The 24,834-nt window shown below is 71.1% G+C and carries 24 protein-coding genes; 5 read left to right on the top strand and 19 right to left on the bottom strand.

The window, feature by feature from the left end:
- Positions 1–117 precede the first annotated feature (117 nt).
- The 9 genes from Dfulv_RS02660 to Dfulv_RS02620 all read right to left on the bottom strand — a co-directional run bounded on the left by Dfulv_RS02660 (position 118) and on the right by Dfulv_RS02620 (position 12,811).
- A complete protein-coding gene (locus Dfulv_RS02660; protein WP_259861008.1) occupies positions 118–3,096 on the bottom strand; it encodes a helix-turn-helix transcriptional regulator in 2,979 nt (992 codons plus the stop codon).
- 139 nt (positions 3,097–3,235) lie between these two features.
- Complete coding sequence (locus tag Dfulv_RS02655; RefSeq protein WP_259861007.1) at positions 3,236–3,418, bottom strand: hypothetical protein; 183 nt, start codon at positions 3,416–3,418, stop codon at positions 3,236–3,238.
- 65 nt (positions 3,419–3,483) lie between these two features.
- A complete protein-coding gene (locus tag Dfulv_RS02650) occupies positions 3,484–4,233 on the bottom strand; it encodes a protein DA1 (protein WP_259861006.1) in 750 nt (249 codons plus the stop codon).
- Positions 4,218–5,186, bottom strand: coding sequence for a protein kinase family protein (locus tag Dfulv_RS02645; protein ID WP_259861005.1), 969 nt, complete (start codon positions 5,184–5,186; stop codon positions 4,218–4,220). The genes Dfulv_RS02650 and Dfulv_RS02645 overlap by 16 nt, the downstream gene beginning before the upstream one ends.
- Before the next feature lie 4 nt (positions 5,187–5,190).
- Positions 5,191–6,714: a protein phosphatase 2C domain-containing protein gene (locus Dfulv_RS02640; protein ID WP_259861004.1), complete on the bottom strand. Its 1,524-nt coding sequence runs from the start codon at positions 6,712–6,714 to the stop codon at positions 5,191–5,193.
- Positions 6,714–7,424, bottom strand: coding sequence for a vWA domain-containing protein (locus tag Dfulv_RS02635; protein ID WP_259861003.1), 711 nt, complete (start codon positions 7,422–7,424; stop codon positions 6,714–6,716). Before Dfulv_RS02635 ends, Dfulv_RS02640 begins: the two co-directional genes overlap by 1 nt.
- Before the next feature lie 32 nt (positions 7,425–7,456).
- Positions 7,457–8,899, bottom strand: coding sequence for a DUF4407 domain-containing protein (locus Dfulv_RS02630; RefSeq protein WP_259861002.1), 1,443 nt, complete (start codon positions 8,897–8,899; stop codon positions 7,457–7,459).
- Positions 8,896–10,290, bottom strand: a complete 1,395-nt coding sequence (locus Dfulv_RS02625) for a hypothetical protein (RefSeq protein ID WP_259861001.1) — start codon at positions 10,288–10,290, stop codon at positions 8,896–8,898. The genes Dfulv_RS02630 and Dfulv_RS02625 overlap by 4 nt, the downstream gene beginning before the upstream one ends.
- Position 10,291: 1 nt before the next feature.
- Positions 10,292–12,811 carry a GTPase family protein gene (locus Dfulv_RS02620; RefSeq protein ID WP_259861000.1) on the bottom strand — a complete coding sequence of 840 codons (2,520 nt, stop codon included), beginning with the start codon at positions 12,809–12,811 and terminating at the stop codon, positions 10,292–10,294.
- Positions 12,812–13,185: 374 nt separating this feature from the next.
- On the opposite strand from Dfulv_RS02620, the gene Dfulv_RS02615 reads away from it, so the two are divergent.
- Positions 13,186–14,232, top strand: coding sequence for a methyltransferase domain-containing protein (locus tag Dfulv_RS02615; protein WP_259860999.1), 1,047 nt, complete (start codon positions 13,186–13,188; stop codon positions 14,230–14,232).
- A 123-nt stretch (positions 14,233–14,355) separates the two neighbouring features.
- Here Dfulv_RS02615 and Dfulv_RS02610 read toward each other — a convergent pair whose 3' ends face one another.
- Complete coding sequence (locus Dfulv_RS02610) at positions 14,356–15,633, bottom strand: family 16 glycosylhydrolase (protein WP_259860998.1); 1,278 nt, start codon at positions 15,631–15,633, stop codon at positions 14,356–14,358.
- 122 nt (positions 15,634–15,755) lie between these two features.
- Positions 15,756–15,911, bottom strand: coding sequence for a nitronate monooxygenase (locus tag Dfulv_RS02605; RefSeq protein WP_259860997.1), 156 nt, complete (start codon positions 15,909–15,911; stop codon positions 15,756–15,758).
- Between the two features lie 143 nt (positions 15,912–16,054).
- Here Dfulv_RS02605 and Dfulv_RS02600 point away from each other — a divergent pair, with 143 nt between their 5' ends.
- Together Dfulv_RS02600 and Dfulv_RS02595 are read left to right on the top strand one after the other, a co-directional pair.
- A complete protein-coding gene (locus Dfulv_RS02600; protein WP_259860996.1) occupies positions 16,055–16,255 on the top strand; it encodes a hypothetical protein in 201 nt (66 codons plus the stop codon).
- A 616-nt stretch (positions 16,256–16,871) separates the two neighbouring features.
- Entirely contained in the window at positions 16,872–17,225 is a 354-nt protein-coding gene (locus Dfulv_RS02595; RefSeq protein WP_259860995.1) for a hypothetical protein, read from the top strand.
- A gap of 86 nt (positions 17,226–17,311) precedes the next feature.
- Here the strand turns inward: Dfulv_RS02595 and Dfulv_RS02590 are convergent, their stop codons facing one another.
- Together Dfulv_RS02590 and Dfulv_RS02585 are read right to left on the bottom strand one after the other, a co-directional pair.
- Positions 17,312–19,114 (bottom strand): ABC transporter ATP-binding protein, encoded by a 1,803-nt coding sequence (locus tag Dfulv_RS02590; protein WP_259860994.1) that lies wholly within the window; start codon positions 19,112–19,114, stop codon positions 17,312–17,314.
- A 17-nt stretch (positions 19,115–19,131) separates the two neighbouring features.
- Positions 19,132–19,683 (bottom strand): TlpA family protein disulfide reductase, encoded by a 552-nt coding sequence (locus tag Dfulv_RS02585; RefSeq protein WP_259860993.1) that lies wholly within the window; start codon positions 19,681–19,683, stop codon positions 19,132–19,134.
- Positions 19,684–19,856: 173 nt separating this feature from the next.
- On the opposite strand from Dfulv_RS02585, the gene Dfulv_RS02580 reads away from it, so the two are divergent.
- Complete coding sequence (locus Dfulv_RS02580) at positions 19,857–20,051, top strand: hypothetical protein (RefSeq protein WP_259860992.1); 195 nt, start codon at positions 19,857–19,859, stop codon at positions 20,049–20,051.
- A 55-nt stretch (positions 20,052–20,106) separates the two neighbouring features.
- Here the strand turns inward: Dfulv_RS02580 and Dfulv_RS02575 are convergent, their stop codons facing one another.
- From Dfulv_RS02575 to Dfulv_RS02550, 6 genes are all read right to left on the bottom strand, one after another.
- Entirely contained in the window at positions 20,107–21,702 is a 1,596-nt protein-coding gene (locus Dfulv_RS02575; protein ID WP_259860991.1) for an AfsR/SARP family transcriptional regulator, read from the bottom strand.
- Between the two features lie 170 nt (positions 21,703–21,872).
- On the bottom strand, positions 21,873–22,301 hold the full coding sequence (gene lepB / locus Dfulv_RS02570; RefSeq protein WP_259860990.1) for a signal peptidase I: 429 nt from the start codon (positions 22,299–22,301) through the stop codon (positions 21,873–21,875).
- Entirely contained in the window at positions 22,301–22,813 is a 513-nt protein-coding gene (locus tag Dfulv_RS02565; RefSeq protein WP_259860989.1) for a MauE/DoxX family redox-associated membrane protein, read from the bottom strand. Before Dfulv_RS02565 ends, lepB begins: the two co-directional genes overlap by 1 nt.
- A 51-nt stretch (positions 22,814–22,864) precedes the next feature.
- On the bottom strand, positions 22,865–23,191 hold the full coding sequence (locus Dfulv_RS02560) for an RNA polymerase sigma factor (RefSeq protein ID WP_406567918.1): 327 nt from the start codon (positions 23,189–23,191) through the stop codon (positions 22,865–22,867).
- Entirely contained in the window at positions 23,188–23,550 is a 363-nt protein-coding gene (locus tag Dfulv_RS02555) for a YciI family protein (RefSeq protein ID WP_259860988.1), read from the bottom strand. The genes Dfulv_RS02560 and Dfulv_RS02555 overlap by 4 nt, the downstream gene beginning before the upstream one ends.
- A complete protein-coding gene (locus Dfulv_RS02550; protein WP_259860987.1) occupies positions 23,547–24,284 on the bottom strand; it encodes an MFS transporter in 738 nt (245 codons plus the stop codon). Before Dfulv_RS02550 ends, Dfulv_RS02555 begins: the two co-directional genes overlap by 4 nt.
- 253 nt (positions 24,285–24,537) lie before the next feature.
- Between Dfulv_RS02550 and Dfulv_RS02545 the strand changes: the two genes are divergently transcribed.
- Positions 24,538–24,801, top strand: coding sequence for a hypothetical protein (locus tag Dfulv_RS02545; protein ID WP_259860986.1), 264 nt, complete (start codon positions 24,538–24,540; stop codon positions 24,799–24,801).
- Positions 24,802–24,834: the final 33 nt, after the last annotated feature.

Genomic DNA, 24,834 nt, shown 5'->3' with positions numbered 1-24,834 from the left:
AGGTGGATCGAGCATTTCCACGTCGGACGGTATTGGCCGCGGCGGCGGACGTCACTAGGCGATCGCTACGTTCATTCGCGTATTGCCGAGAACGGGAGCATGCGCTGAGGCCCCCTCCTACGAATCGCCGAACAACTGCAACCGATGGGCCGCCGCAATCGCCTTGTTCCGGTTATCGACTCCGAGTTTTCTCAGGATATTGGAGACGTGGACGCCGGCGGTCCGCTCGCTCATGCCCAGGGCCGCGCCGATGCCGCGATTGGTCAGGCCGTCGCAGAGCAACTGGAAGACCTCGACCTCCCGCGGGGTGAGGTCGAACGGCGCCCGAGGCTTGGGCACGGCCGGGACATCCGACGTGTGCTCGCCGGTCAGGTCCAGGCCGTGGCGGTGCGCCGTGCCCTCGACCGCTCCGGTGAGCGGCTGCGCGCCGAGATCACCCGCCAGCCGGTGCGCCTCCCGGGCACCGTCGGCCGCGTCCGCCTTCCGGTCGTCGCGGACCGCCGCCTCGGCCCGGCGCCAGTGGGCGTAGGCGGCCTGATACGGCCGTCGCAACTGCTGCCACGCCTGCGCCACCGCCGCCCACTGCGCGGCGCCGTCCCGGTCCGCTGCCCGGGCCAGCTCGGCACGGCACTGCTCGCGCCAGGCATGGGGCTCGGTGCCCGCTTCCGGCTCGGCGACGCCGTCGATCAGGTGCCCGAGATCCGCGAGGTGCCCGTCCGCACTCGCCGCACCGCCAGCGGCACGGCGCAATGCCTCGTCGGCGGCGGCCCACAGGCCGGTGGCGCACAGCCGCAGCAGCGACAGCGTGTGCTGCGTGCCGCGGACGGCGGCGAGCCCCTCCTGCACCGCCCGACGGGCCGCGGCCGGGTCTGCGCGCCAGAGGGCCAGCTCCGCACGGCAGGCGGCCAGCGGGCTGAGGAAACGCGGGTCGGCGCCCGCCGCGTCGGTCAGCAGTGGTTCCAGCATCTCGTCGGCCTCGTCGAACCGGCCGCGCGCCACGAAGATCTCGGCCAGGGTCAGCCGCGCGTACCGCATCTCGCGGGGTGGGCGGTCCCGCACGTCGGCGCTGAGCAGTTGCTCCGCCTCGTCCCAGCGGCCGAGCATCACCAGGGCGGCGCTGGCGTTGTTCGCCAGCACCCGTGCGCCCTTCGTCCTGGGCAGGCGCAGGCTCTTGAGCCGGTCCAGTTCCTGGCGTGCCACGTCGATCGACTCGTCGAGCCGGCCGGCGTGTTCCAGCGCCACGGTGAGGTTGCCGTACGCCCGATGCAGGTCCTCGAGGTGGTCCACCTCTTTCGCGATCGCGACCGCCGAGCGGAGGTTCATCACGCCCTCGGGGTCGTCGAGCATGGTCTGCGCGACCCCGGCGGTGTTGAGGGCCCGTCCTTCCTCGGCCCGGGCGCCGGCCGACCGTGCGTGGCGGACCGCGCTGAGTGCCCGTTCCCGCCCGTCGACGTACTCACCGGCCCGGACCTCGGCGGTCGCCAGCGCGGCGATCACCCGCGCTTTCACGGCCGTCGGCGGCTGTTCGGGCAGCAGGGCGTCGGCCTCCCGGTATGCGTCGGTGGACGCGTCGATCTCGCCGGCCTCCCACAGGTAGCTGCCGAGACGCTCCAGCAGTTCGCCCCGGCGGACCGGCTGCGCCGCCCCGGCGACGTGCGCCAATGCCCGGTTGAGCAGTTCGAGTCCCGCATCGAGATCGCCGGCCCAGCGGGCGGCCTCCGCCGCCGTGGCCAGCAACCGGTCGAAGGGCATCCCGACCCGCCGCTCGGCGTCGCGGACCTTCGGCCACAGTTCGAGGACCCGCTGGTACTGGCGGTAGGCGACCCGGAAGGCACGGTTGCGCTCGGCCTCCCGGGCGGCCGTAGCCGCCGCGCTCATCGCCTCGGGCCAGTCCCTCGCCTCGTACCAGTGGTGCGCCAGGAGCGGGGTGAGTTCACCGGCGGGGCCCAGGTCCGGGTCGGCGATGAGTGCCTCGGCCAGCTTGCGGTGCAGTTCCCGCCGCACCCCGAGGCCGGTCTCGTCGTAGGCGACCTGGCGCAGCAGCGCGTGCCGGAACGCGTAGAGCCGTTCGAGCTTCTCGGCCCGCAGCATCTGGTACTCGACGCACTGTCGCAGCGCGTCGTCCAGCGAGCGCGGCTGCAACTCGGACACCGCGGCCAGCAGGTCGTAGCCGACCTCGCGCCCGGCGGCCGCGGCGGCCTGCATCGTGGCGGTCCCGCGCTCGTCGAGGACGTTGAGCCGTTCCCGCATCAGTTCGCGCAGCGAGTCCGGCAGCGGGACGTCGGCCGGGTCGCTCAGCTGCCGCCCGGCGAGCAGTTCCTCGGCGAAGAAGGCGTTGCCCGCGGTGAGCTCGTGGTACCGCTCGACGATCTCGGCGTCCACGTCGTGGCCGACCGTGGCGCGGAGGAACCGCCCGAACTCGTCGAGGTCGAACGGGGCGAGGTCGATGCGGTGCACCCGCCGGGCGAATGCCGGCTCGGCCATCCGCTTGCGTAAGGGGCTGCCGGTGGGCGCGTCGCTGGGCCGGAACGTGAGCACGAGCAGCAGCCGCTCGTCGGTCTGCGCCTGCACCAGGTAGGAGACGAGGTCCAGCGTCTCCGGGTCGGCCCAGTGCAGGTCTTCGAAGACGAGCACGGTGGGGGCGTGGCCGCCCAGGTGGTCGAGCATGCGCAGCACCGCGGCGAAGACGCGCATCTGGGCGTCGGGCTGCGCCACCGGCCCGGTGTCCGGCCCGGAGTCGACGCCGGGCAGGCCGGTGATGAGCCGGGTCAGGTCGGTGTACGCCGCTCCGCCGTACTTGGACAGGTACTGGCTGCCCCGCTCGCGGACCAGCCGGCGGATCGCGTCGACGAGCGGGGCGTACGGGATGCTGGTGCCGCCGAGGTTGACGCAGGATCCGGCCAGGACGTGGGCCTTGAGCTCCTGGGTGGCCGTGGCGGTGAACTCGCCGATGAGGCGGCTCTTGCCGACACCGGCTTCGGCGGCCACCACCACCGCGGCCGATCCGCCCGTGCCGCCGGCGGCGACGAGCCGGCCCCGGAGCAGTCGCAGCTCCCCCTGCCGTCCGATGAACGGGGCCGTCAGATCCACCGACATGCCGCCATCGTCTCGTGTCTCCCGGCGGCTGTCAGCCGTGGCCGGGCAGATCGATCCCTACCGGTGTCACAGGTCGGCCCGAAGCGGTGAAGTCCGGTGGCGAGACGGCCGGAGATGCCGGAGGAACCGGTGGTGTGGCTCAGCGACCGTCGTTGTCGACGGTACGGATCCGTTCGTCGACGATGGCGGCGAGGTTGCCGAGGTCGGCTCCGGCGGACAGGGCGGCGGCACGAGCGGCGGTCAGTTCGTCGGCGAACAGCTGGAGCAGCCGCCATCGGGTGTCCGCGGCGAGCGGTCCGATGCCGTCGTGGTCGACCGTCACCGTTGCCTCCAAGGTTCGTCGCAGTGCTGCGGGCCGGCGCGGCGGGCCGGTGGGCGTGCAGAAGGTCATGGCAGTGCCCCCGTCCGCAGCAGACGGTCCAGGACGACGGAGATGCCGTGGGTCTGGACCGCGGCGTGCACGGTGCGGAACCCGCCGCCGTACACGGGATCGGGGTTCGCATGGCATTGTTCGCGCAGCGCCCACGCCAGCTGGGTGCCGTTTCGCTTGAGCCAGGCGTAGGCGAACAGTTCGCACACCCCCTCCTCGATGACGTCGTCCACCGGCTCCCGCCCGCGCAGCGCCAGCCACGCGTGGCCGATCTCGTGGGCGACCACCCGACCGAAGTAGGTCGGCGGCATGCCTGCCACGACGCTGATGCCGATCACTCGGCGTCCCTCCCTTCCACCGATCACCTGTTCCGTGAGCCCGAGCAGGACGCCGGTCGTCAGCCCCGGGGTGGGCCCGGCCGTGGCGTGGACCTCCTCCGGGCTGACAACGCGGACCAACACCCGCTCGGGCAGCTCCAGCCCGATGTCCGCCAGTTGCCGCCGTACCGCCGGCAGGTGCAGCCGGGCTTCCGGCTGGGTCTCCACGGCGCCCACGAGGCAGCGCGGGCAGCGCATCGTCCCGCCGATGAACGGCCGCCACCCGGGCGGCGCCTGGGTCGCGTGCGTGTGGGCGCAGAACATGCACCGGGCCCCGACCGGGTGCACGGCGCAGGTGACCTCGCCCCACAGCGACACCCGCATGCCGCCCACCGGCCGGCGGCCGCAGATCGTGCACACCGCGGCCGGCGCGGCTATCGCCTGACCCATTTTCCGGTGCCCTTGTCGCGGATCCAGCCGGTCGTCGCGGACCCTGCGGTTCGCTGTGCCGGCACCGGTGCCGGCGTGCCGCCGGTGGCCACCGGCCGGCCGGTGAGCCGGCCCTGCAGGTACCAACCCCATTCCTGCATCGTCGGTCGGCGGTCGCGATCGTCGTCCAGCGCCAGCCGCAGGAGCCGGCGACCGTCCGCGTCGAGCTGGGCGTCGGCCCGGCGCGGGTCCCGGGTCGTCGAGATCTGCTCGCCGGTGGCGAAGCAGCGCAGGACGAACAGGCCGAACTTGTACCGGTCGGTGTACATCGTCAGCCACCGCTCCGGTGCCTCCCAGTCGGGCGCGTTGAGCTGCTGCACCACCGCGGCCGAGCCGCTCTTGCGGATCGCGTCGCAGTCGACCAGCATCACCGTCGGATGCTCGCCGAGCCGGAACACCTCGTTGCGGGCGTTGAGGTCGCCGTAGACGAGATTGTTGCGGTGCAACAGGTGCAGCGCCGCCGCCAGGTCGCGGCAGAGGCCCAGGCGTTCCTGCGGTTCGGGCACCGGCATCCCGACCCGGCCGGCCCGTTCCGGCGGCACCATCAGGTTCTGTACCTCGCGGGGGCCGGTCTGCCGCGTCCCGGTGCCGGGCAGGATCCTGGTGTGCATGAAGGAGGCCGGGATGAGCCGCATCAGGACTCCGTGCACCCGGCCGCCGTCCTCCACCACCCGCACCGGCCAGGCCGCGCACCGGTCCAGCCTGTCCCGGTGATCCCGGTCGAGGTTGTTGCGAAACCTGACGAGTCCGCGCAGGCCCTGCGCCGGGCTGTGCCCCGGGTTGTACTGCTTGTACACCAGCGGTCCCGGGGCGTCGGGCAGCTGGATTCCCGGGGCGGCGTACACGTGGGCCTGCCCGCCCTTGCCGATGAGCGGGCCGAGCTTGCCCAGTTGCCCGGCGGTGACGACCTCCATGTCGTCACACGACCCAGATCGCGACGGCCGTGCGGTCGTCGTCGTGGGAGCGGCGCGCGAAGTCGACCTGTGCGGCGAACTGGATGGGCGGTGGCGGCACCCGCCAGGACTCGGCGAGGAACTGCCCGACCGTGCCGGTGCCGTCCAGCAGCGGGTCGCCGACGCCGTCGCTCATGAGCACGAGTGCGTCGCCGCGCCGCAGCCACACGGTCCGCACCAGGACGGCGACGTCGGCGGACCGCAGCGGCAGTGCTTTGGTCGTTGTGCTCGCCACGGCGGCGTCGCTGTTCTTGACGTCCTGCAGGGGTTCCCAGCGGGTGCCTCCGCGCAGCACCCAGGCGGAGGAGTCGCCGATCGAGCCGATGTGCGCGAGCAGCACGTCGTCGCCGTGTTCCGGGTGCAGTTCCACCACCCCGAACAGCGCGGTCGCCGCCATGTGGACGGCCACCTCGCCGTAGGTCAACGCCGGCGGGTCGAGCAGCCGGCGGGCGAGGTCGACGATCCCTTGGCTCAGGTCGACCATGAGGCCGCCCCAGTCCAGGTCCGCCGGTGGTTTCAGGGCCAGGCCCGTGGCCGTGAGGTCGGCTCCCGTCCGGCAGACGAGGGCCGCCGCCTTGTGTGACAGCCTGCTGTTCGAGACGCCGTCGGACACGGCCAGGACGAGGTGCCGGCCGTCCTCGGTGCACCGGAAGGCGTATTCGTCCTGCCGCACGGTGCCGTTGTAGCGGTGTGCCAGGCCGCGCACGCTGGCGGCGCGCAGTTCCACCTCGGGCCCGCCGGGCTCGCCGGCGATGACGACGCCGTCGAGCACAGTGTCGCGCCGGTCCCATTCGGCCGGGCCGGGCCGCGGCCGCACCTTCAGCGCCGCGTTTCCCGGATCTCCGACGCGGTACGGCGTGAACGCACCCTGCCATGATGGAGCCTCGGCCGGCGGGGTGGGACGAGGTCGCGGGACCGTCGACGCCACGTGCTCCTGCACGATCGCCCGCGCCGCGATCACGGGATCCTCCGGCTCCTGCCGGTCCCGGCCGAAGCTGCCGTCCGCCGAGTAACGCAGCACACCGGACCAGCGGTGGCCGTCGAAGTGGTTGATCGGCATGACAACGATCTTCGGATGCCGGACCGTCAGTGCGCGGAACTCGACCTCCCACTCGTCGCCCGCGACCGGTGGCGCGTCGGTGAAGATGAGCAGCAGCGGGTGAGCGACGGCCGCGCCGTCGGCGAGGAACTGCGCGGTGTCCTCGCGGATCCAGTGTTCGACCGTGTGGAACGCGGTCGCATAGGAACGCGGGCCGCCGACCGGGAGCACACCGTTGCCGAGGAGGTCGGCCTTCACACTGAGCAGGTAACGGGTCAGCTTGTCGCCGAACCCGCCGAGGGTCAGCCGCACACGTTTCGCCAGGTCCGGATCGGCCTTCAGGTCCTCCACGAACCGTTGGTAGAACGCGTTGACCGAGGCGGACTTCGGCCCGCCGGCCGGCCCGCCCAGGTCGACCAGCAGGTAGATGGGGAGGATCTTCTCGCTCATCAGACGAAGTCGTCCGGGTCGTACTGCTTGACGCCCGCCGGCAGGCTCGACTTCGACGGCAGGATCGTGCCGGTACCGCCGCTGGTGAGGCTGTAGCCGGACTGGATCATGCTGGAGATGAGGATCTCGGCCATGCCGGTGATCGCCTTGGCCGGGTCGTTGCCCGGCTCCATCATGTACAACGCCATCTTCTTGTTGCCGCTGGACGGGTGGATCAGCGAGCCCATGACCTTGAGGTCGGCCCGGTCGACACCGCACGGGATGAAGTTCGGGTATGCCTTGGCGGTGGTGAGGTCGGCGAACGCCCGGCGCCACGCCGCGTCGGAGTCGGTCGGCTCGCCGTCGCTGATGAACCACACCGCCGGGCGGTGCACCACGTAGCCGTCGCCCTTGAGCTGGGCGATGTTGGCCTCCATCTCGTGGCGCAGCGTGGTGAACGCCGCCGAGTAGCTGGTCCCGCCGCGCACCGACAGGCCGGGCAGGCTGAGGTTCGGGTCGAGCAGGTCGCACAGCGGCAGCCGGACCTGCGCGTCGTCGGAGAAGTCGATGAGGCCGAACCGCACCTTGTCGGACAGGATCGGGTTCTCGGCGAGGGCGTCGATGATCTGCGGCATGATGTCGTTGGCCGCGGCGAGCTTCCTGCCGTCCATCGACAGCGACACGTCGATCACGAGGTAGAACGGCAGGAGCTTCGCTCCGGAGTGGTCCATGGTCGGGCTTCCTCTCCCTTGGGTCCTTCGGGTCAGGACCCGGCGGTGGGTGCCGCCGGGTTGTGCAGGTGGTGGCCGTTGACCGGCATCTGGGCGGTGGGCTGCGTCGCCTGCTGGACGGCCGGCTGGACGGCCGGCTGGGCGGGGACGTGCACGGTCCGCGCTGTGCCCCGGCTGTGCTGCCGGTACCAGCGGTCCAGTTCCTCGTCGGTGCGCTGCTCGGCGATCTGTGCCCAGGTGTCGATCGCCTTGCGCGCGAGTTCCTCTTGCGTCTCGGCCAGCAGTTGGTTGGCCCGTTTGCCGCGGGCGACCTGGTGCTCGAGCCGGTCGGTCTCCAGTTGCAGGCGGGCGTCCGCGGCCAGGGCGTCGATCTTGTCCTGGTCGGCCAGCCGGCGCAGGTCCGCGTCGAGTGCGTGCTGCTCGCGCTGTTCGACCAGGTCGTCGTACTTCGAGGAGGTGTTCTTGGACAGCAGCTTCGCGAGGACCGGGAGCAGTTCGATGCAGGCGAACAGGGCCATGAGCGCCAGGTGGGCGGTCCACATCGTCGGGTGGCCGTTCGACAGCTGCTCCAGCGCCTCGAGCCGGGCGAGCAGGCCCTCGCTCTCGTTCTCCGCGTTGTCGAGCGCCCGCTGTGCCGCGATCTGGTCGGCCTTGCGCCGCTCCAGGTCCGGCGCCGCGGTCGCCAGTTCGTCCTGGGCGGCCTTCTGCTGGGAAGCGGCGCTGTTGCCGAGCCGAGTGGTCGTCGCGTCGGTGACCTGCTTCAGCTTGGCATTGGCCTGGTTGAGGCGCTCCTGCGCCTGGTCCGCCACCGCCTTGGCGGCCTGATAGGCCGGCCCGTCCCCCTTGGAGCCGGTGCCGCACGTGCCGTTGAGTTCGCACTGCGCGTTGCCCGCCGCCGTGTCGTACGCCTTCTGGGCGTCGTCGACCTCTTTCTGCGCGGCCTTGACGTCCGGGTCGCTGCTGACCTCGGGCACGACCGCGCCGCCGGCGATGCGCTGCAGTTCGTCGACCCGCCGCTGCTTGCCGGCGATGTCGGCGAACTGCGCGTCCAGCTTCTTCTGGTTCTCCACGCCCTGCTCGGCGTGCATGACCTTCAGCTCGGCGTTGATCTCCGGCTCGAAGATGCGCAGCACCAGCGGCACGGAGATGACGGTGCCGATCAGCAACGCGAGACCCAGCCGGGGCAGCGCGGCGCCGAGGCCGCGCCAGAACCCGTTCTGCCGGGACATGCTGATCACGAGCATGCGGTCGAGGCTCAGGATGAGCAGGCCCCACAGGACGCCGACGACGGCGGCCGGCCCGACCGGCAGGCGCACCGCCGTGGTCAGGGCGAATGTCGCGGACAGGGCGGCCATCCCGGCGGTACCGACGAGCACGGCGCCCATCGAGCTGTACCGCATGGCGTCGTTCGGCGACTCGCGCAGCAGCGGCGGGTGCGCCCCGCCCACCCAGGCGAGGACCAGACCGGGCCTCATCGGCGTACCTCCATCGTCGGTGGACCGGCCAGCATCAGCGAGACCAGGTCGATCGGGGCGTCGTAGTTCAGGTCGACATCCGGCATCCGGCCGGATACGGGTGCTGCGGTCGGGACAGTGACGTGGGACGGCGATTCGGGAATCGGCGGCGGGTGCAGTGCGAGGGCCGCACGGAGGTCCGGCATCGGCGGCAGCGCGACCGCGTCGAGGTGGAGTTGCGGGCTCGGTACGGGCAGCGCCGACCAGTCGGGCAGGTCGTAGACGGCCACCGGTGGGGTCCGGCGGGAGTCGGCGCCGTGGTCGTTGCGGGCCGTGACGGTCAGCTGGCCGCTGCGGGCCGGGCGGACCTGCGTCGTTCCGGCGCCGGACCGCGCGTCGGCGACCACCGGGGCGTGACCTGGTGCGATCACCTCGACGGTCACCGCGTCGGTCGTCGTCCAGCTGATCGTGACCGGTTCGCCGGCCGGGACGACGGTGCGGTCGATCGCGACGTCGACGAGCTGCGGCGGATCGAGCGGCCGGCCGAGCAGCCGGCTGAGGTAGTGCAGCCAGTCGGCCGCCTCGGGCCGCTGCGCCGCCGGGCCGAGCAGCGCCGCGTCGAGCAGCGCGCGTCCGGTCGTGTCGAGCACGCCCGCCGCCTCGGCGGGATCGGTCCTGGTGGAGGCCTGGTCGCCGGGGGTGGTCAGGCAGCGCAGCACGAACAGCGCCAGCTTGTAGAGGTCGGTGGAACGGTTGAGCGAGGTCCGGTTCGGCGGCTCCCAGTCGGGGGCGTTGAGCTGTGGTTCTCCGGTCACCACACCGCGTCTGCGGACCGCGTCGCAGTCCACGAACATCACGGTGGGTTCCTTGTCGAGCCGGAACAGCTCGTTCTTGGCGTTGATGTCGCCGAAGACCACGTCGACCGCCGGCCCGTGCAGGAAGTCGAGGGCGGCGGCGAAGTCGCGGCAGATGGTCAGCCGCTGTTCCCAACTGGGCACCGGCATGCCGACCCGCTGGCACCGGTCGGGGTCCACGAAGAGGTGCTGTACCTCGCGGACCCAGGTCTTCCGCTTGCCGCTGGGTGTGGTGACCGGCTGGAAGAACGAGCCCGGGATGCGCGGCAGGACCACGCCGCGCAGGTCGGGTCCGTCGGTGACGGCGCGCAGCGGCCAGGTGGCGATGCCGTCGAGGCGGTCGCGGTCGGCCGGACCGAGCTGGTCGCGGAGCGTGATGAGGCTGAGCACGTCGCCGCGGCGGGGTGCCTTGCCGGGCTTGTACTCCTTGTAGACGAGCTGGCCGGGGGCGTTCTGCAGGTGCAGGGCGGGGGCGTCGTAGACGACGGCCTGCCCGCCGCTGCCGAGCGCGGGACCGAGCCGGCCGAGGTCGGCGACGGTGAGCGGCGGTCCGGCCATGTCAGGAGACCTCGGGGTGCGGCAGCCGGAGCCCGGTGGACCGGCCGGTGGCCAGCCCGGCCAGCTCGGCAGTCGTCCGGGCCTGCTCCTCGACCAGCGACAGGTCGGCGGCGAGGCGGGCGTCGCCGCCGCCGAACCGGTCCGGCCAGATGGAGCGCCGGTTCGGTTCGCAGAGGTGTTCGTAGTCCTTCTCGCTGCGGTTGGTGCGGATGATGCTGTCGAAGAACCGGTCCGCCGCGGCGGCGAGCGTGCGGGTCATCAGCCGGGCCTCCGCGCGCAACTCCTGCTCCAGCTCGGTGATGCACCGGTCGACGACGGCGGCCAGTTCGTCGTACAGCCCTTCCGCGCCCTGCTGGATCCGTGGGTCGCTCGGATCGGGGCGGCCGGCGGCGGGTGGTGTGATGATCGACGAGACCCGTTTCCGTGAGCCGTCGGGCATGACGACCCACCGGCTGCCAGTGGCCGCCGGTGGCCGCGGTGCGGGTTGCGGCGCGACCGGCGCGACCGGCACCGCCTGCGGTGGCCGCTGCACGGGCGCGGGCGGCTGGGGTGCCTGCGCGGGCGGTGGCGGTAGCGGTACCGACGCGTGCTGCGCCTGCTCCCAGTGGATGCCGCGGATGATCGGCTGGGTCACCCGCAGCACCACGCTGCCGTAGTCCTCCTTGAGCTCGCACAGCCGGCGCAGCGCATCGCCGATGACGTGCGCCCGCCGCGCCTCCGCGGTGACGCGGAGCTGCTCCAGGGCCTGCGGGCCGGCCGGGACCAGTTCCTCGGTGAGCCGGTGCCGCAGCAGTCCGGCGATCTCGTCCCACAGCCGCTGCACGGCGTCGTCGAGCGACGGGTCGATCCGGCTGAAGATCTTGGTGATCTCGGTCTTGGCCCGGTAGTACTCGTCCTGTTTCGTCTCGAGGTCGCCGTGGACGTACTGGCCCTCGATCTCGGTGAGCCAGGTCTTCCGATCGCCGTGGCCGAGGCCGCCGCGCACCCAGGCCCGTGCCTCGGTAACCGCCGCCCCGATGGCCTTGGTCAGCGCCGTGTCCGGGTCGCCCGAGGACTGGTACGCGTCGTAGCGGCGAACCAGGGCGTTGAGGTCGACGGCAAGGGCGTTGCGCAGCTTCTCGGCCAGGATGCTGAACTCGTCGTCCTGGTTGGGCAGCAGGCGCGCCAGGTCGCGTGCGCAGCGCTGCGCCTCGTCGGCATAGCCGGCGACGTCGGTGGCGACACCGGCGGCGACCGTCAGCGCCTCGCGGACCACGGCCCGGTCCATCTCCGCCAGGCGGGTCGCGAGGTGGCGCAGCAGCGGGTGCAGCAGCTCGGCGAGCACCTCGTCGCGGTCGGCGACGTCCGCGGTCAGCACCCGGATGTTGCGCTCCCGGGAGACCTCCGTGACGCTCTTGACGGTGTTGGCGAAGTACGCGCCCTCCGGGTCGTTGGCCCGGTCCCGGTTGACGGCGACGACGTAGTAGTCGTCGAGCGGCACACCGCCGCGCGCGGAGTCGGCGAGGTTGCGGGTGTAGGAGTCCTCGGCGAGGTACGAAGCGCCCTTGCGGTCGCCGCGCTTGACCATGACGAGCAGGTCGATCTCGTGCTTGACCTGGCGCAGGAACTGGCGGTCGATGTCGAGTCCGGCCTCGCCGGCGCCCGGCAGGTCGATGAGGCCGAGGCGGGTCGCGGCGCCGTCCAGGAACGACTGCTCGATCCGCACGCTGCGCACGGCGTGGTAGGGCTGCACCTCGTACGGGTCGCCGGTCTCCTGCCGCGGGTAGGCCACGTACGGCCGCAACGCGGCGAAGTCGACGGTGATCGTCCGCACCGGGCCGAGCAGCAGCTGCTCGTAGCTGGGCAGCGACCGGTGCGCGGCGTCGAGCTTGCGCAGGTAGTCGTCCGCCTTGGCGCCGTCGGCGGCGTCGCTGCCGGCCTGCGGATAGCGGAACCGGCGGAACCCGTCGATGTCCCGCGGCACCGGGGCCAGGCCGGCGAGCTCATGCAGCGGCGCGAGGTACTGGTCGCGGAACGACTCCCACGTGTGCAGCAGCAGCGTGGCCGACGGTGTGCCGTCCGTGTGGTAGATGCTGCTGGCCGCGGCCGTCGTCGGGTTGAACCGGGTGGAGGGCACCACCGTGTCCGGCAGGTTCGTGATGGTCCGCAGCAGCGTGCTCTTGCCGACCTTGGTGCCGCCGATGACCCCGATGTTCACCGTGTCGCGCCGTGCGCGTGCCACGGCGGCGTCGATCTGCCGTCCGGCGTCGCCGATGCGTTCCCGCAGCCGGGCGAGCCGCGGCGTGCCGTCGCTGCCGGTGCCGCGCAGGAGGTTGTCGAGTGCGCCGCGGAACCGCGCGGGCTCCGGCAGTGACGAGTTGTCGCCGGCCGACCGTTCGGCGGCCTCCAGCAGTTCGACGAGTCGGTCGAGGCCGCCGACCATCGCCTGCCAGTCGCCGGAGAGCCGGTCGACGAAGGACCGCTGGTTCCTGCGTCCGGTGAGGGCCTCGTTGATGCGGGCGTGGATGTCTGTCTCGATCACGGCACGGCTCCCTGGGTCGTGGTCGCTCCACCCACCTACTGACGGACAGCCCGCCTCCGCCGCAGGTGACGGCCTGGGCCGGCGGCCGGCTCCGAGGTGGCCCGGGTCGGGCACGACTGAGGGTTCGGCTGCGCCCGAGGCCGGCCGGCAAAAATGGCTCGGCCGTGGTGTGGCGGGATGGTAGGTTCCCGCCATGACGTTCTTTTTCCTCGTGTGACGCGACCGCTGGCGGGTTGCGGTTGACCCCTCGCCAGTGATGCGGGGCGGCTTCCTGCCGTCCCGAGTCGCGACGTGGGAGAAGATCACATGATCTTTGCGGTTTCGGCACGCGTGTGCCGGGTGACCGTTCCTCGTCCCGGCCCCGCTGTTTCCCTGTGACCGCCGCGCGCCTGGTGGCGCGGGTGGTGCGGGGCATCGAGCGGGTGCTGGCCGACGAGGTACAGGTAGGGAAACTGGGCCGGGTGACGGCCGTGGAGCACCGCGAGGTGTGGTTCGAGGCCGACCGGCCCGGCCCGGCGGTGCTCGATCTGCGGTGCGCCGACGACGTGTTCCTGGTCGGCACCACCGCTGCGGGGATCGGCCGCGCGCGGGCCGACCTGCAAATGCTGGGCAAAGCGGCGGCGGCGATGCCGGTGCGGCACCTGCTCGACCAGCGGCGGCTGTGCGGCGGCGCACCGGCGGCGGCCCGGAGTGTGGACGTGTCGGCGTCGTTCCTCGGCCGGCGCAACTTCACCCGCTACGACATCGAGGACGCGGTCGGTGAGCCGGTCGCGGCGGCACTGGGGCTTCCCTATCACAGCCGCCGCACCGGTGCCGCGCCGCCGCCGGGCGGGCTGTCGTGGCGGGTGACCCTGGTCGACGACCGTGCGCTGGTGGCGTTGCGGATCGCCGACCGGCCGCTGCACCGCCGGGCATACCGGCAGTGGTCCCGGCCGGGCAGCCTGCATCCGCCGGTGGCGGCCGCGATGCTGCGCCTGGCCGGCCGCCGGCCCGGTGAGATCCTGCTGGATCCGTGCTGCGGTGTCGGCACCATCGTGCTGGAGGCGTCCGGCCCGGCACTCGGCGGCGACATCGATCCGTCCGCTGTGGACGCCGCACGGCGGAATGCCGCCGGGCGCCCGGAGACACCCGGCATCGCGTGGGTGGTCGGGGACGCCGGACGGTTGCCGCTGCCGGACGGTGCGGTGGACCTGGTCGTCACCAATCCGCCGTGGGACCGGCAGGTGCCGTTCGGGGGGTCGCTCGCCCGCCGTCCGCAGTTGTTCTGGACGCAGGTGCGGCGGGTCCTGCGCCCCGGCGGGCGGGCCGTGGTGCTGACCACCGACGCCGGGGCCGCACTCGCGTCGGGACTGTCGCATGTGGACAGCGTGCCGATCAGCCTGGCCGGACAGCATCCCCGGATCGTGGTGCTCAGGAACTAACTGCCGGCCGGCTGTAGCCTGGGACCACGTGACAGCTCCGGGTGCCGTCGGACGGCACCCGGAGCTATCCGGCAGTCTTGCGGGTCATGCTTGCGGACCCGGCTTGCGGACCCGGCTTGCGGGTCAGGCGAAGGTCCACCGCTGGTTGACGCCGGCGGAGCAGTCCCAGATCTGCAGCGGCGTGCCGTTGGCCGAGGAGACGTCCTTGGCGTCGAGGCACTTGCCGAGCGCACGGACCGTGCCGTCGGCGTTGACCGTCCACTTCTGGGCGTTGGTGCCGTTGCAGTCGTAGAGCTGCACCTTCGTACCGTTGGCGGAGCTGGCGGCGTTGACGTCGAGGCACTTGCCGAGGGCGCGGATCGTGCCGTCGCCGGGGCGCGACCACTGCTGGGCGTTGGTGCCGTTGCAGTCGTAGAGCTGGACCTGGGTGCCGTTGGCCGGGTTGGCGGCCTGGACGTCGACGCACTTGCCGCCGATGCCGGTGATCCTGCCGCCGGTGGCCGGGGGCGGGGTGGTGCCGCCGCCGGTGGTGTAGGCGAACACCCGGACGTAGTCGATGACCATCTGCTGCGGGAACGTCGTGGAGCCGTCCGGGGAGCCGGGCCAGTTACCACCGACGGCAACGTTGAGGATCATGAAGAACGGGTGGTCGAAGACCCATCGGTTGCCGCGGGTGTCGGCCGGGGTCTTCCGTGCGTACTGCACGCCGTCGAGGTACCAGACGATTGAGTCCGGCGCCCAGTCGACGGCGAAGGTGTGGAAGTCGTCGGCGAGAGCCCGGCCGCCGGACAGGGTGGTGCTGCTGGTCAGCGGGTTGCCGCCGGAGTAGCCGGGGCCGTGCAGGGTGCCGTGGAGCGTGCTGGGCTCCTTGCCGACGTTCTCCATGATGTCGATCTCGCCGCTGTTGGGCCACGGGTTGGTGCCGATGTCGTCGCCGAGCATCCAGAACGCCGGCCACAGGCCCTGGCCGCGCGGGATCTTGAGCCGGGCCTCGAACCGCCCGTACTTCTGGGTGAACTTGCCCGCGGTCAGCAGCCGTGCCGAGGTGTACTCGCAGCGGCCGTACCAGCAGTTGAAGTTGCCCGGGTTCTCCTTGCGGGCGCTGATCACCAGGTTCCCGGAGCCGTCGAGGGCCGAGTTGGCCGCGCCGGCGGTGTAGTACTGGCGCTCGTTGTTGCCCCAGCCGCTGCCGCCGACGTCGTGCTTCCACTTCGCCGGGTCGGGTGCCGAGCCGGCCGCCCCGTTGAACTCGTCGGACCAGGTCAGGTTGCCGATCCCGGCGGAGGCCTCCGGCGTGCTGCGCACTGTGGTGGCGACGAGACCGGCGACGGCCAGGGCGAGGGTGACGGCGAGGACCGGCAGTGTCCGGTTGCTCCAGCGCCGGCGGGTCCTGTTGCTCACAAGTGCTCCCATGTACGGTTCGGGGGTATCGAGCCGACACTATGAAGAGAGCGTTCTCGTCGACAATATCCGCAGCTCAACGCGGCCATACAGGACCCTTATCTTTTGCTTTACCGGTGCCGTCACCGGGCGCTCCCGGTCCCGGCGCCCAGCATCCCGAACCCGCCGCCGCGAGAGACGGCCGCCGCCAGTGCGCCACCGGCCGAGCCGCCCATCGGCGCCAGCGCGATCGGGTGCCGCACTCCGAACAACTCCGTGAACCGCGTCGACAACGCCATGACCGGATCATCGCCCATGCGGCCGTGCCGCGGGTCGGCGTGGTGATCTGACGCCTTCCTGACACTCGCGCGGATCCGGGTAACCCGAGCGCGACGGTGTGCGCCCTTTCGAGCAGACCGAGTCCAGGCGGGGTGGACATCTTATGAAGGACTACCGCACACCCGAAACCCGGAACGAAGCGCTCGTACTCCTCGGCAAGCACACCGAGCGGGACGGGATCTGCGAGGGCTGCCTGTCATCGTGGGCACGGCTGACCGCGTTCCCCTGCTCACTCGTCCAGTCGGCGCGCCGTTTCCTCGCCGAAGAGGGAACGGACCCGGCGGTCGATCCTCCTCAACCTTGACGGGCGTCAGGGACGGCTGGCACCCTGCGCGGCGCCGGGTGCCAGCCGTGCCCTCGCGGTGCCGGGCTGTGGTGCCGGGCCGCGGCGGCCGTGGCCCCGGTCGTGCGGGGCGGCCGTGCTCCGCGCCTGGCCCGACCCGGGCTGCTTGATCATCGGAAACATCTGGCTGCCCAGGCAACCCGAAGTTTCCCTTGATCTACCAACCGCAGCCGCACCACCCGGCCAGGCCCAACCGCCACACCCGTGATCGCGAACGCATCGCGATCACGGCCACAACCAACCGGAGCCACGCGGCAACGCCGAGCCGCCGCGACCACGAGTCCGACCGACAACCGGCCCGGCAGGGCGCCGACCGTGGTCGAGTCCGGCGGCCCGACGACCGGATCCGTCCAATGACCAATGATCGTTAGAGCCGGATGACGGCAACACCGTCGACTTTGGACCGTCGGGGTGAAGTCAAAAGCTATGCGGCAACGGGACTCCTCAAGATCGTTTCGACCAAGAACCCGTTCGTGATGGCCGCGGGGCAGCCGCGGCCGGGGTTGACGCCTGAATCTTCACAGCATCGACACACGGCCTTCCCGGCTTCCGCCGACGGCGTTCCTACGCTGGCCCGGTGATCAATGAACGGGCAAAACCGTCACCGCTCGGCGGACTCCGGGTGTGCCTCGTGGGCTTTGCCGTCATCGTGTTGCTGCTGGTGACTCTCGACCCCGTCATGCGGTACGAGGACTGCCCCAACTACGGCGCGAACGGCAACGCCAGCGCGTTCGACAACCCCGACTGGGATCTGTACTTCCCGCTCGTACTGCTCGGTTGGGTGTCACTCGTCATCGTGGAGCAGGTGTTGCCGGTGACCTGGCGCCACCGCAGCGACACCGAGATCGCGATCCGGGCGTTGTCCGCGATCACCGCATCCGTCACCCTCTCGTGCTGCCTGTTCCTCAAATTCGCGGCCGTGTGCCGCTGAGATCGCCGACGGCGACCAACGGCTGGCCGCGGCCCTGCGTGGTCACCATCTCGGCAAGATCAGCTGAGGGCCGAGCGGACGGCTCGTCAGGTCTTCGCACCGGCGGTGTCGGGGACGAGTTGGTAGCCGCCGGCCTGTGTGCGGAACAGCGCAGCGTATGCGCCGCCGACCGCCATCAGGATGTCGTGGGTGCCCTGTTCCGTGACGACTCCGCCGTCGAGGACGACGATGCGGTCGGCCTGCCGGACGGCGTTGAGCCGGTGCGAGATCAGCAGGCTGCTGCGGCCCTGGCGCAGCCGCCGCAGGCTCTCGTGGATGGAGTGTTCGGCGGCGGCGTCGAGTCCGGCCGACGGCTCGTCGAGGATGAGGAGGTCGGCGCTGGAGCGGATCACCGCCCGGGCGATCGCGACCCGCTGCCATTGGCCGCCGGACAGCACCACGCCCGCCACGTGGTCGTCGGACGGTTCGAACACCCGGCTCAGCATGGTCTGGTATCCGCGGGGCAGGGCGGTGATGGTGTCGTCGAGGTCGACCTCGGCGGCGGCGGCACGCAGCCGTGGTTCGTCGGTCAAGGCGTCGAGGTCGCCGAGGGCGATGTTCTCCGCCGCGCTCAGCTCATAGCTCATGTAGTCCTGGAACACGACGCCGATCCGTTTACGCAACTGTGCGACGTCGACCTCGCTGATGTCGGTCCCGTCCCAGGTGATGGTGCCTCGGGTCGGTTCGTAGAGTCGGCAGATCAGCTTGACCAGGGTTGACTTTCCGGCGCCGTTGAGGCCGACGAGCGCCAGTGACTCGCCGGCCGGGATCGTCAGGTTGACGCCGCGCAGCACCCAGTCGTGATCTGGGTGATAGCGGAACCACACGTCGCGCAGTTCGATCGCGCCGCGCAGGGTGGGTAGTTCCTCGGTTTGCCCGGCGGGGGTGTCGACCGGGACGGTGGTGACGTGGACGTAGTGGCCGAACAGCAGGAGGAACTCGTTCGCGGTGGCGATCTCCGTGACGATGCCGGCAAGTCCACTCTGGACACTGGCGAGTGCCGCGATCAGTACGGCGATGTCGCCGACACTGCCCCGGCCGGCGGCGATCTGGTTGACGTGGACGATGAGCGCGATGGTGGAGACCACCCCGGTCAGCAGCGAGAGCAGGCCGTTGACGCGCAGTGCGGTCCGGTCGATGCGGCGTTCGCCGGCCTGCGCCTGCGTGAGCTCGGTCAGCATCCGCCCGCGGAGGAAGTCGCCGAGGCCGAACAGCCGGATCTCCTTCGCCGCCCGCGTGTCGAGCAACAGCATCGAGTAGAACATCTGCCGGCGGATGTTGGGTGTGATGCGCAGGCTCATGTCGACGCTCTGCCGGGAGAGCTTGAGCTGGGCCCACAGCATCGGCAGTGCTGACAGCAGCACGAGCGGCGCGACGACCGGTGACGCCACGATCAGCGTCACCAGGAAGCCGCCGACGAGCACGGCGGATTGTGCCAGGCCGAACGCGGCGCCGATGAGCTGCTGCGGCCCGCCCTGGCCGATCTGCTGTGCGAGGCGCAGCCGGTCCTGGAACTGTGGATTCTCGAGCTCGGCGAGCCCGGGCAGGCGGGTCAGTGCGGTGAACAGCTCGGCCTGCGTGCGCAGTGCGACGCGCCGGGTGATCTCCTGATCGGCGTACCGGTTCACATGCTGGAGGATCGCTATGAGGGTGGCGGTTGCGGCGAGCGCTGCGGTCGACAGCCACGCGGCGGTGCCGCGGTGCGCGATGAGGTGGTTGATGAGCTCGCGGGCCAGCCAGGCGCTCAGCACCGGTGCGAGGCCGGCCAGGACCGTGGACACGGCTCGCAGGCCCAGCGCCCAGCCCGCGGCGCGGGCAAACAGTCCGAGGAAGCGCGCCAGGAGGCGCATCCTCCCAGGGCTTCGGCTCATCCGATCGCGCCCGCCGTGGCGGGGCTGCGCAGCACGTCCATGGTGTGGCCGCTGACCATGACCTGCCGGTCGGGGGCCACGACGTAGAGGGTCGGGAAGGTGCTGGTGCGAAACGCGGTGGCGACCGTGCCGGAGTGGTGCTCGACGACGACCTGTGCCACGCTCGACAACGAGGCTGCCGTGGCGGCACCGTCACCGTCCTCACCGACAACAACCGCCAGCACCCGGGAGCGGCCTCCCGGCAGGTTCGCGGCGTAGTCGATGAACTCCGGCAGCAGCTGCTTGCACGGCTCGCAGGTGGTCGAGAAGAAGCCGACGACGGTGCCGTCGGCCGCGTCCAGGCCGATCGGCTCGCCGTCGATCGAGCCGGCCTCGAACTGCGGGACGTGCGCGCCGATCGGCAGCGATCCGCTGTCACCCCCGGCCGCGGACAGCTGCCCGAGTTGCTCGGTGTGCTCCCGCAGGCGGCGGATCACCCCCACGGTGAGCAGCAGGTCGAGCAGGCAGAGCAGGCCGACGATCACCACGGCGGCGGCAAGGAAGGGCATGACATCGTCTCCGGTGAGTGCCGGGATATCGAACGGCTAGAGGCTATGCGGGGCGGATACAGGCCGGGTATGAGATCGATATACCGGTGCCCTTATGCGTGTGCGGGAAATGACCTGCGGCTGTATGTCTGCTCGCTACGGTCGCCGCGTCCACTTTGGTGAAGGAGGAAGACTTGAAGACGTTCGCCTTGCTGGCCGACAAGATGCTCGCGCGGGTCGCGCCGAAGACGACCGCCGCGGCATGTGGGGGCTGCACCTACTCGGGTCCTTACAGTGGTCCGTGTGCGGGCGGCTACGGCCGCTACCGCTGCTGCTACTACCCGGTCGCCGGGGCATGCAAGCAGTCCTGCAGCTTCATCTGCGGCTGAGTGATGTCGACGCGGCGGCGCGTCCGGAGGACTCCGGACGCGCCGCCGTTCGGCGTCAGGCGGCCGACTGGTAGGAGATCCGGAGGTCACCGCAGGACAGCGCACGGAGGTGACGCCGTTCGTCGACCAGTTCCGCGACGAGGCGATCGAGCGGCACCTTGGGGGCGCAGGCCAGGCGTGCCGCCACGATGCGCAGCGCCAGCGGCAGGCCACCACACAGCTCGACGAGCATCTGCAGCGACTGCTCGGACGCGGCGTTGATGTCGGAGTCCGAGATCGTCGCCAGCAGTCGGGCCGCGTCGTCGTTGCTCAGCGGCTCCACCTGCACGTGTGCTGTCGCATCCAGCGCTGCCAGTTTGCGCGCGCTGGTGATGATGACGGCGCTGCCGCTCGTCGCGCTCAGCAGCGGCCGCACCTGCGCTTCGTCGGCGGCGTTGTCGAGGAGGATGAGTAATCGCCGGTTCGCCGAGGCGGATCGGAAGCGGGCGGCCGCCTCGTCCACGCCGCTGGGCACCTGGCCCGCCGGGGTGCCCAGGGCTCGCAGGAACCGGCCGAGCACCTGCGCCACACCGTTCGCCGGGTTCACCTCGGCCGCTGCGCGCAGATCGGCGTAGAGCTGGCCGTCGGAGAACATCGGGATCAGCTCCGTCGCGGCCCGGATGGCGAGCGCTGATGCGCCGACCCCGCTGGGCCCGTGGATCGCCACGACGGTCGGGACGCCGGCCGGCGTGTCATTCTCGCCGCAGCGCGCGGCGACGGTGGCGACGATCGATGCGACGTCCCGGTCGCGGCCGATCAGCGTCGGCGCCGTGACCGGGAGTTCGCGTGGGGTCCAGGTCGCGACCGCTGCTCGGGGCGCGACCACCAGCCGTTGCTCCGGGCGGGGGTACGCCGCCGGCCTGCCCAGCGTCGGATCCCGGGCCAGGACGGCCTGGTGCAGCCGGACCAGGTCCGGACCGGGCTCGACGCCGAGATCCTCGATCAGCACGGTGCGCGCCCGTTGGAAGGCGATGAGTGCGGCGCCGATGTCGCCCACCCGGTAGAGCGCCAGCACCAGGTGACCCCAGAGCCGTTCCCGCAGCGGATGGCTCTCGGTCAGGCGACGCAGGTCGGCGATCAGGTCCGCGTCGCTGTGCGTCTGTTGTCGCGCGTTGATCCACTCTTCGACGACCGTGAGTCGTTGCTCGTCCAGTGCGGACAGCCGCCGGTCGAGGTACCTGGAGCGCGGCACGTCCTCGCCGGCCGAGCCGCGCCAGAGGTTCAACGCGTCACGGAAGTGTCGTGCCGCCTGGTCGGCCTGTCCGGCGGTGAGTGCGGTGTATCCGGCACTGGTCAGGTTCGCGAACGCGTCCGTGTCCAACTCGTCGTCGTTGACGTCGATCAGGTATCCGGGATTGCGGCCGAGCACCCGGGGACGGTGCTGGGTGTCGATGATCGTGCTGCGCAGCCGGGATGCGTACGTGCGGATGTTGGACACCGCCGAGTTCGGTGGCTCGCCGTCCCACAGTGCTTCGAGCAGGCGCTCCATCGGCACGACATGCCCGCGGTCGAGCAGCAGTGCAATTAGCAGGGACCGCTGCTTGCCAGGTCCGATCGGCAGGTGTTCTTCGCCGCGCTGCACAGCGATTGGCCCCAGCAGCTGAAATTTCACGATCGCTCCCCGTATGCCGACAGCATCTTCTATCGAAACTTGCAAGCGTTCGTTCGATATCTGATGCAAAGTTCGCAAACGAGAGACGGAATGTAAAGGCTTTGCCACCAACTCGAAACATCAAGCCGGCATACAATCCGGTACACAGGCCCGGCCGGACCGCCCGGCGGCTACTCGCTGATGCGCAGCCGACGCAGCATCACGCCGACGATCTGGGATCCGTCGGCGTACCCGTGCTGCCGGGAGTCGGAGCTCTGTGCACCGTCCCCGATGATTACGACCTTGCCAGCCGGTACGGTCGCCTCCGGCACGTCGGCCAGCGCCGGCGCCGCCGCACGCGGGACCGGATCGCCGGGCACGGCCACGGCTCGTTTGATGATCCCGTCGGTGGGCAGCGCGGTTGAGCGGAGGATGACGATGTCGCCCGCTCGCACCCGGTCGAGCACCGCCCGGCGCGCAAGGACCCGATCCCCGCTGCGAAGCGTCGGCTCCATGCTCGGGCCGCGGACGGTCACGACGAAGTACCGCACGCGGACCCAGACGACGACACCGACCGCTGCGACCGCCGGGACCGCGAGGGCGAGCGCGAGCAGACCCATCAGCGGGTGTAGGCCGGGCCGGCGGTGAACAGGTCCAGGATGTCGTCGGCCCACACGACCAGCAGTCCGCCGACAACACCGACGAACCCGGCGACGAACAAGCCCACGGGCTCGGTCCGCCCGTCGGCGAGGCTCAACGCCGCGACCGCCGTCAGGACCAGGTTACGGACGAGTTGCTGAGGCCCCAGCCGCCGCGGCGATGCCCCGAAGCAGTGGCAGGGCGCGTGGTCACCCCGGTGCAGGGCACGGCCGATCGTGGCGGTGAACGCGACCATCATCGTCATCGCGGCCAGCGCGCCGACGGTCGACGTGCTCGGCACGACGAGCAGGACGGCGATCGCCAGTTCCGCTACCGGCACCGCAACGGCCGTCGACGTTCCCTGCAATGCCGGCACGGGCAGCAACTGCGCCAGAGACTGCCGGAAGCCGGCGAGGTCGCGCAGTTTCGCGATCGCCGCGACGGCGAAGGTCAAGCTGAGCATCACCTGGGCCCCGAACGCCACATACCCCATACACCCGCAGGCTAGGAGCGGCGAGCACACGCCATGCACATCGTTGATACATCACGACCTGGTGAGTCGCGCGACCCGGCCGGTGAGGTACCGCTGCTCGGGGATGCTGGTCGTCCGTCGGGCGGCGCGCAGATAGTGCTCGCGGGCGGCCCCGAGATCGCCCGCGATCTCGAGCAGGTGCCCGCGCACGGCGTCGAGCCGGTGGCTGCGTGCCAGGTGCTTGTTGTTGTCGAGCATGTCGAGCAGTTCGAGTCCGGCCCGGGGGCCTGCGGTCATGGCGACGGCCACCGCCCGGTTGAGGGTGACCATCGGTCCGGGACCGAGCACCTGCGGAACGACGTTGCGGAGCAGGTCGTCGATCGGGACGGGTGTGCTCACATGTCGGACCCGGAGAAGTGCATCACCGGCCGGACCTCGATGCCGGTGATGCCGGCGTCCGGAATCATGGCCGCCAGTTCCGCGGCACGTTCGGGTGTCTCGCAGTCGACGATGGTGTACCCGGCGAGGAATTCCTTCATCTCGATGTAGGGGCCGTCTGTCACGGTTGTCGCTCCCGCGCGGACCCGGACGGTGCGGCTGTTGCTCGGGTCTGCCAGCGCGGCGAATCCGACCAGTTCTCCGGACTCGGTGATGTGGGCGACAAACGCGTCGTGCGCCGCGTAGATCGCGTTCCGTTCCTGCTCGGACAGCGCGTCCAGCGCGACCGGGTTCGCGTGGATCATCAACAGGTACTTCATCGCAAACTCCCCTCGTTGTAATTCTCGCTGACCCGCGGCTCGCTCGCCGACATTCCGGCCGGCCGCCGCAGGGACACCCAGGCCGCGACCGCGGCCAGCGCCACGAGCACCGCACCGACCACGGCGACCACGTGGATGCCGCTGGTGAAGGCGGCTCGGGCGGCTTCGAACAGGTCCTGCCCCGACCCGGTCGGCTCGGCGACCGCTGCCGCCCCACCGATCGTCTGTTTCGCCTGGTCCAGGATGTCGGCCGGGACGTTCTCGGGGGCCGACCGCTCCAACCGGCTTCGGTAGACGGCGGTACCGACGGTGCCGAGCACGGCCAGGCCGAGGGTGGAGCCGAGCACGTTACTGCTCTCCGACAGCGAAGCGGCCGAGCCTGCCCGCTCCGCCGGGGCGGTGCTGATCGCGATGCCGGTGCCCAGGGCGAACAACGGGCCGACCCCGAACGCCACCACTGCGATCAGCAGCGCGGTCACTGCCGGTCCGTCGGCACTGCCGACGGTGGTCAGCAGCATGAGGCCACCGGCCGACACGCCCAGGCCGAACACGATCGCCGTCCTCGGGGCGACCTTCGACACCAGGACGGGAGCCGTGAGCACACCGGCCGCGATACCGATTCCCGTGGGCGCCTGCCACAGGCCGGCAACGGCCGGCGAGAGGCCGACAACGCTCTGGATGTACTGCGTGGTGAGCAGGCTCGCTCCGGCGAGCACACCCGAGGCGAGCGCCATCGCCGTCAGGATCGGCCCGAACGAGGACGGCGAGGCCGATCCACTCCCGTCGGCCCGCGCGGGGCGGTGCGTCCCGGTCGGTCACGGTGGTCTCCTGGATCTGTCGGGAGCTTGGTCACCGATAGGTCGGAGCGACCACGCGATTCTTGCGCCGGGCAGCAAGAAACCCGCGTCCGCTCCGACCGTGGGATGAGGCGCCGGACGGTGCCAGATTCAGGAGAGAGCTGTGAGCAACCTTCAGCAACACGTTCAGGTGCTCCTCGGCCGGCGTGCCGGCGGTGCCGATGGGCACCACACTCAAGCAGTTCTGCGACTGGGCTACACCCTCGGCCGGATCGGCAACACCCCCATCAGCCCGGCCGTGTTCGGCATGGTGGGGATCGGCGGCAGTGCCGCGTACGCCGACCTCGAGACCGGGATCACCGTTGCCGTCACCAAGAACCGGTTCAACCCGGCCGAGATGAACGCCTTCGATCAGGTGTATGCCCTGGTGACCAAAGAGCTCTCGGCGGCATGACCAGCAGGCCCGGCGTGGAGCGAACACGCGCTG

The organism is Dactylosporangium fulvum, assembly GCF_025137375.1.
GTDB lineage: Bacteria > Actinomycetota > Actinomycetes > Mycobacteriales > Micromonosporaceae > Dactylosporangium > Dactylosporangium fulvum.
Note: the sequence above shows the minus strand (reverse complement) of the source record. Positions and strands in the feature narration are given on the sequence as shown.

Excerpts from the sequence above, each read along its gene's own strand:
- Dfulv_RS02660 (WP_259861008.1), bottom strand. The coding sequence starts at position 3,096 with ATGTCGGTGGATCTGACGGCCCCGTTCATCGGACGGCAGGGGGAGCTG.
- Dfulv_RS02650 (WP_259861006.1), bottom strand. The coding sequence starts at position 4,233 with ATGGGTCAGGCGATAGCCGCGCCGGCCGCGGTGTGCACGATCTGCGGC.
- Dfulv_RS02645 (WP_259861005.1), bottom strand. The coding sequence starts at position 5,186 with ATGGAGGTCGTCACCGCCGGGCAACTGGGCAAGCTCGGCCCGCTCATC.
- Dfulv_RS02640 (WP_259861004.1), bottom strand. The coding sequence starts at position 6,714 with ATGAGCGAGAAGATCCTCCCCATCTACCTGCTGGTCGACCTGGGCGGG.
- Dfulv_RS02635 (WP_259861003.1), bottom strand. The coding sequence starts at position 7,424 with ATGGACCACTCCGGAGCGAAGCTCCTGCCGTTCTACCTCGTGATCGAC.
- Dfulv_RS02630 (WP_259861002.1), bottom strand. The coding sequence starts at position 8,899 with ATGAGGCCCGGTCTGGTCCTCGCCTGGGTGGGCGGGGCGCACCCGCCG.
- Dfulv_RS02625 (WP_259861001.1), bottom strand. The coding sequence starts at position 10,290 with ATGGCCGGACCGCCGCTCACCGTCGCCGACCTCGGCCGGCTCGGTCCC.
- Dfulv_RS02605 (WP_259860997.1), bottom strand. The coding sequence starts at position 15,911 with ATGGCGTTGTCGACGCGGTTCACGGAGTTGTTCGGAGTGCGGCACCCG.
- Dfulv_RS02600 (WP_259860996.1), top strand. The coding sequence starts at position 16,055 with ATGAAGGACTACCGCACACCCGAAACCCGGAACGAAGCGCTCGTACTC.
- Dfulv_RS02590 (WP_259860994.1), bottom strand. The coding sequence starts at position 19,114 with ATGCGCCTCCTGGCGCGCTTCCTCGGACTGTTTGCCCGCGCCGCGGGC.
- Dfulv_RS02585 (WP_259860993.1), bottom strand. The coding sequence starts at position 19,683 with ATGCCCTTCCTTGCCGCCGCCGTGGTGATCGTCGGCCTGCTCTGCCTG.
- lepB (WP_259860990.1), bottom strand. The coding sequence starts at position 22,301 with ATGGGTCTGCTCGCGCTCGCCCTCGCGGTCCCGGCGGTCGCAGCGGTC.
- Dfulv_RS02565 (WP_259860989.1), bottom strand. The coding sequence starts at position 22,813 with ATGGGGTATGTGGCGTTCGGGGCCCAGGTGATGCTCAGCTTGACCTTC.
- Dfulv_RS02555 (WP_259860988.1), bottom strand. The coding sequence starts at position 23,550 with ATGAAGTACCTGTTGATGATCCACGCGAACCCGGTCGCGCTGGACGCG.
- Dfulv_RS02550 (WP_259860987.1), bottom strand. The coding sequence starts at position 24,284 with ATGGCGCTCGCCTCGGGTGTGCTCGCCGGAGCGAGCCTGCTCACCACG.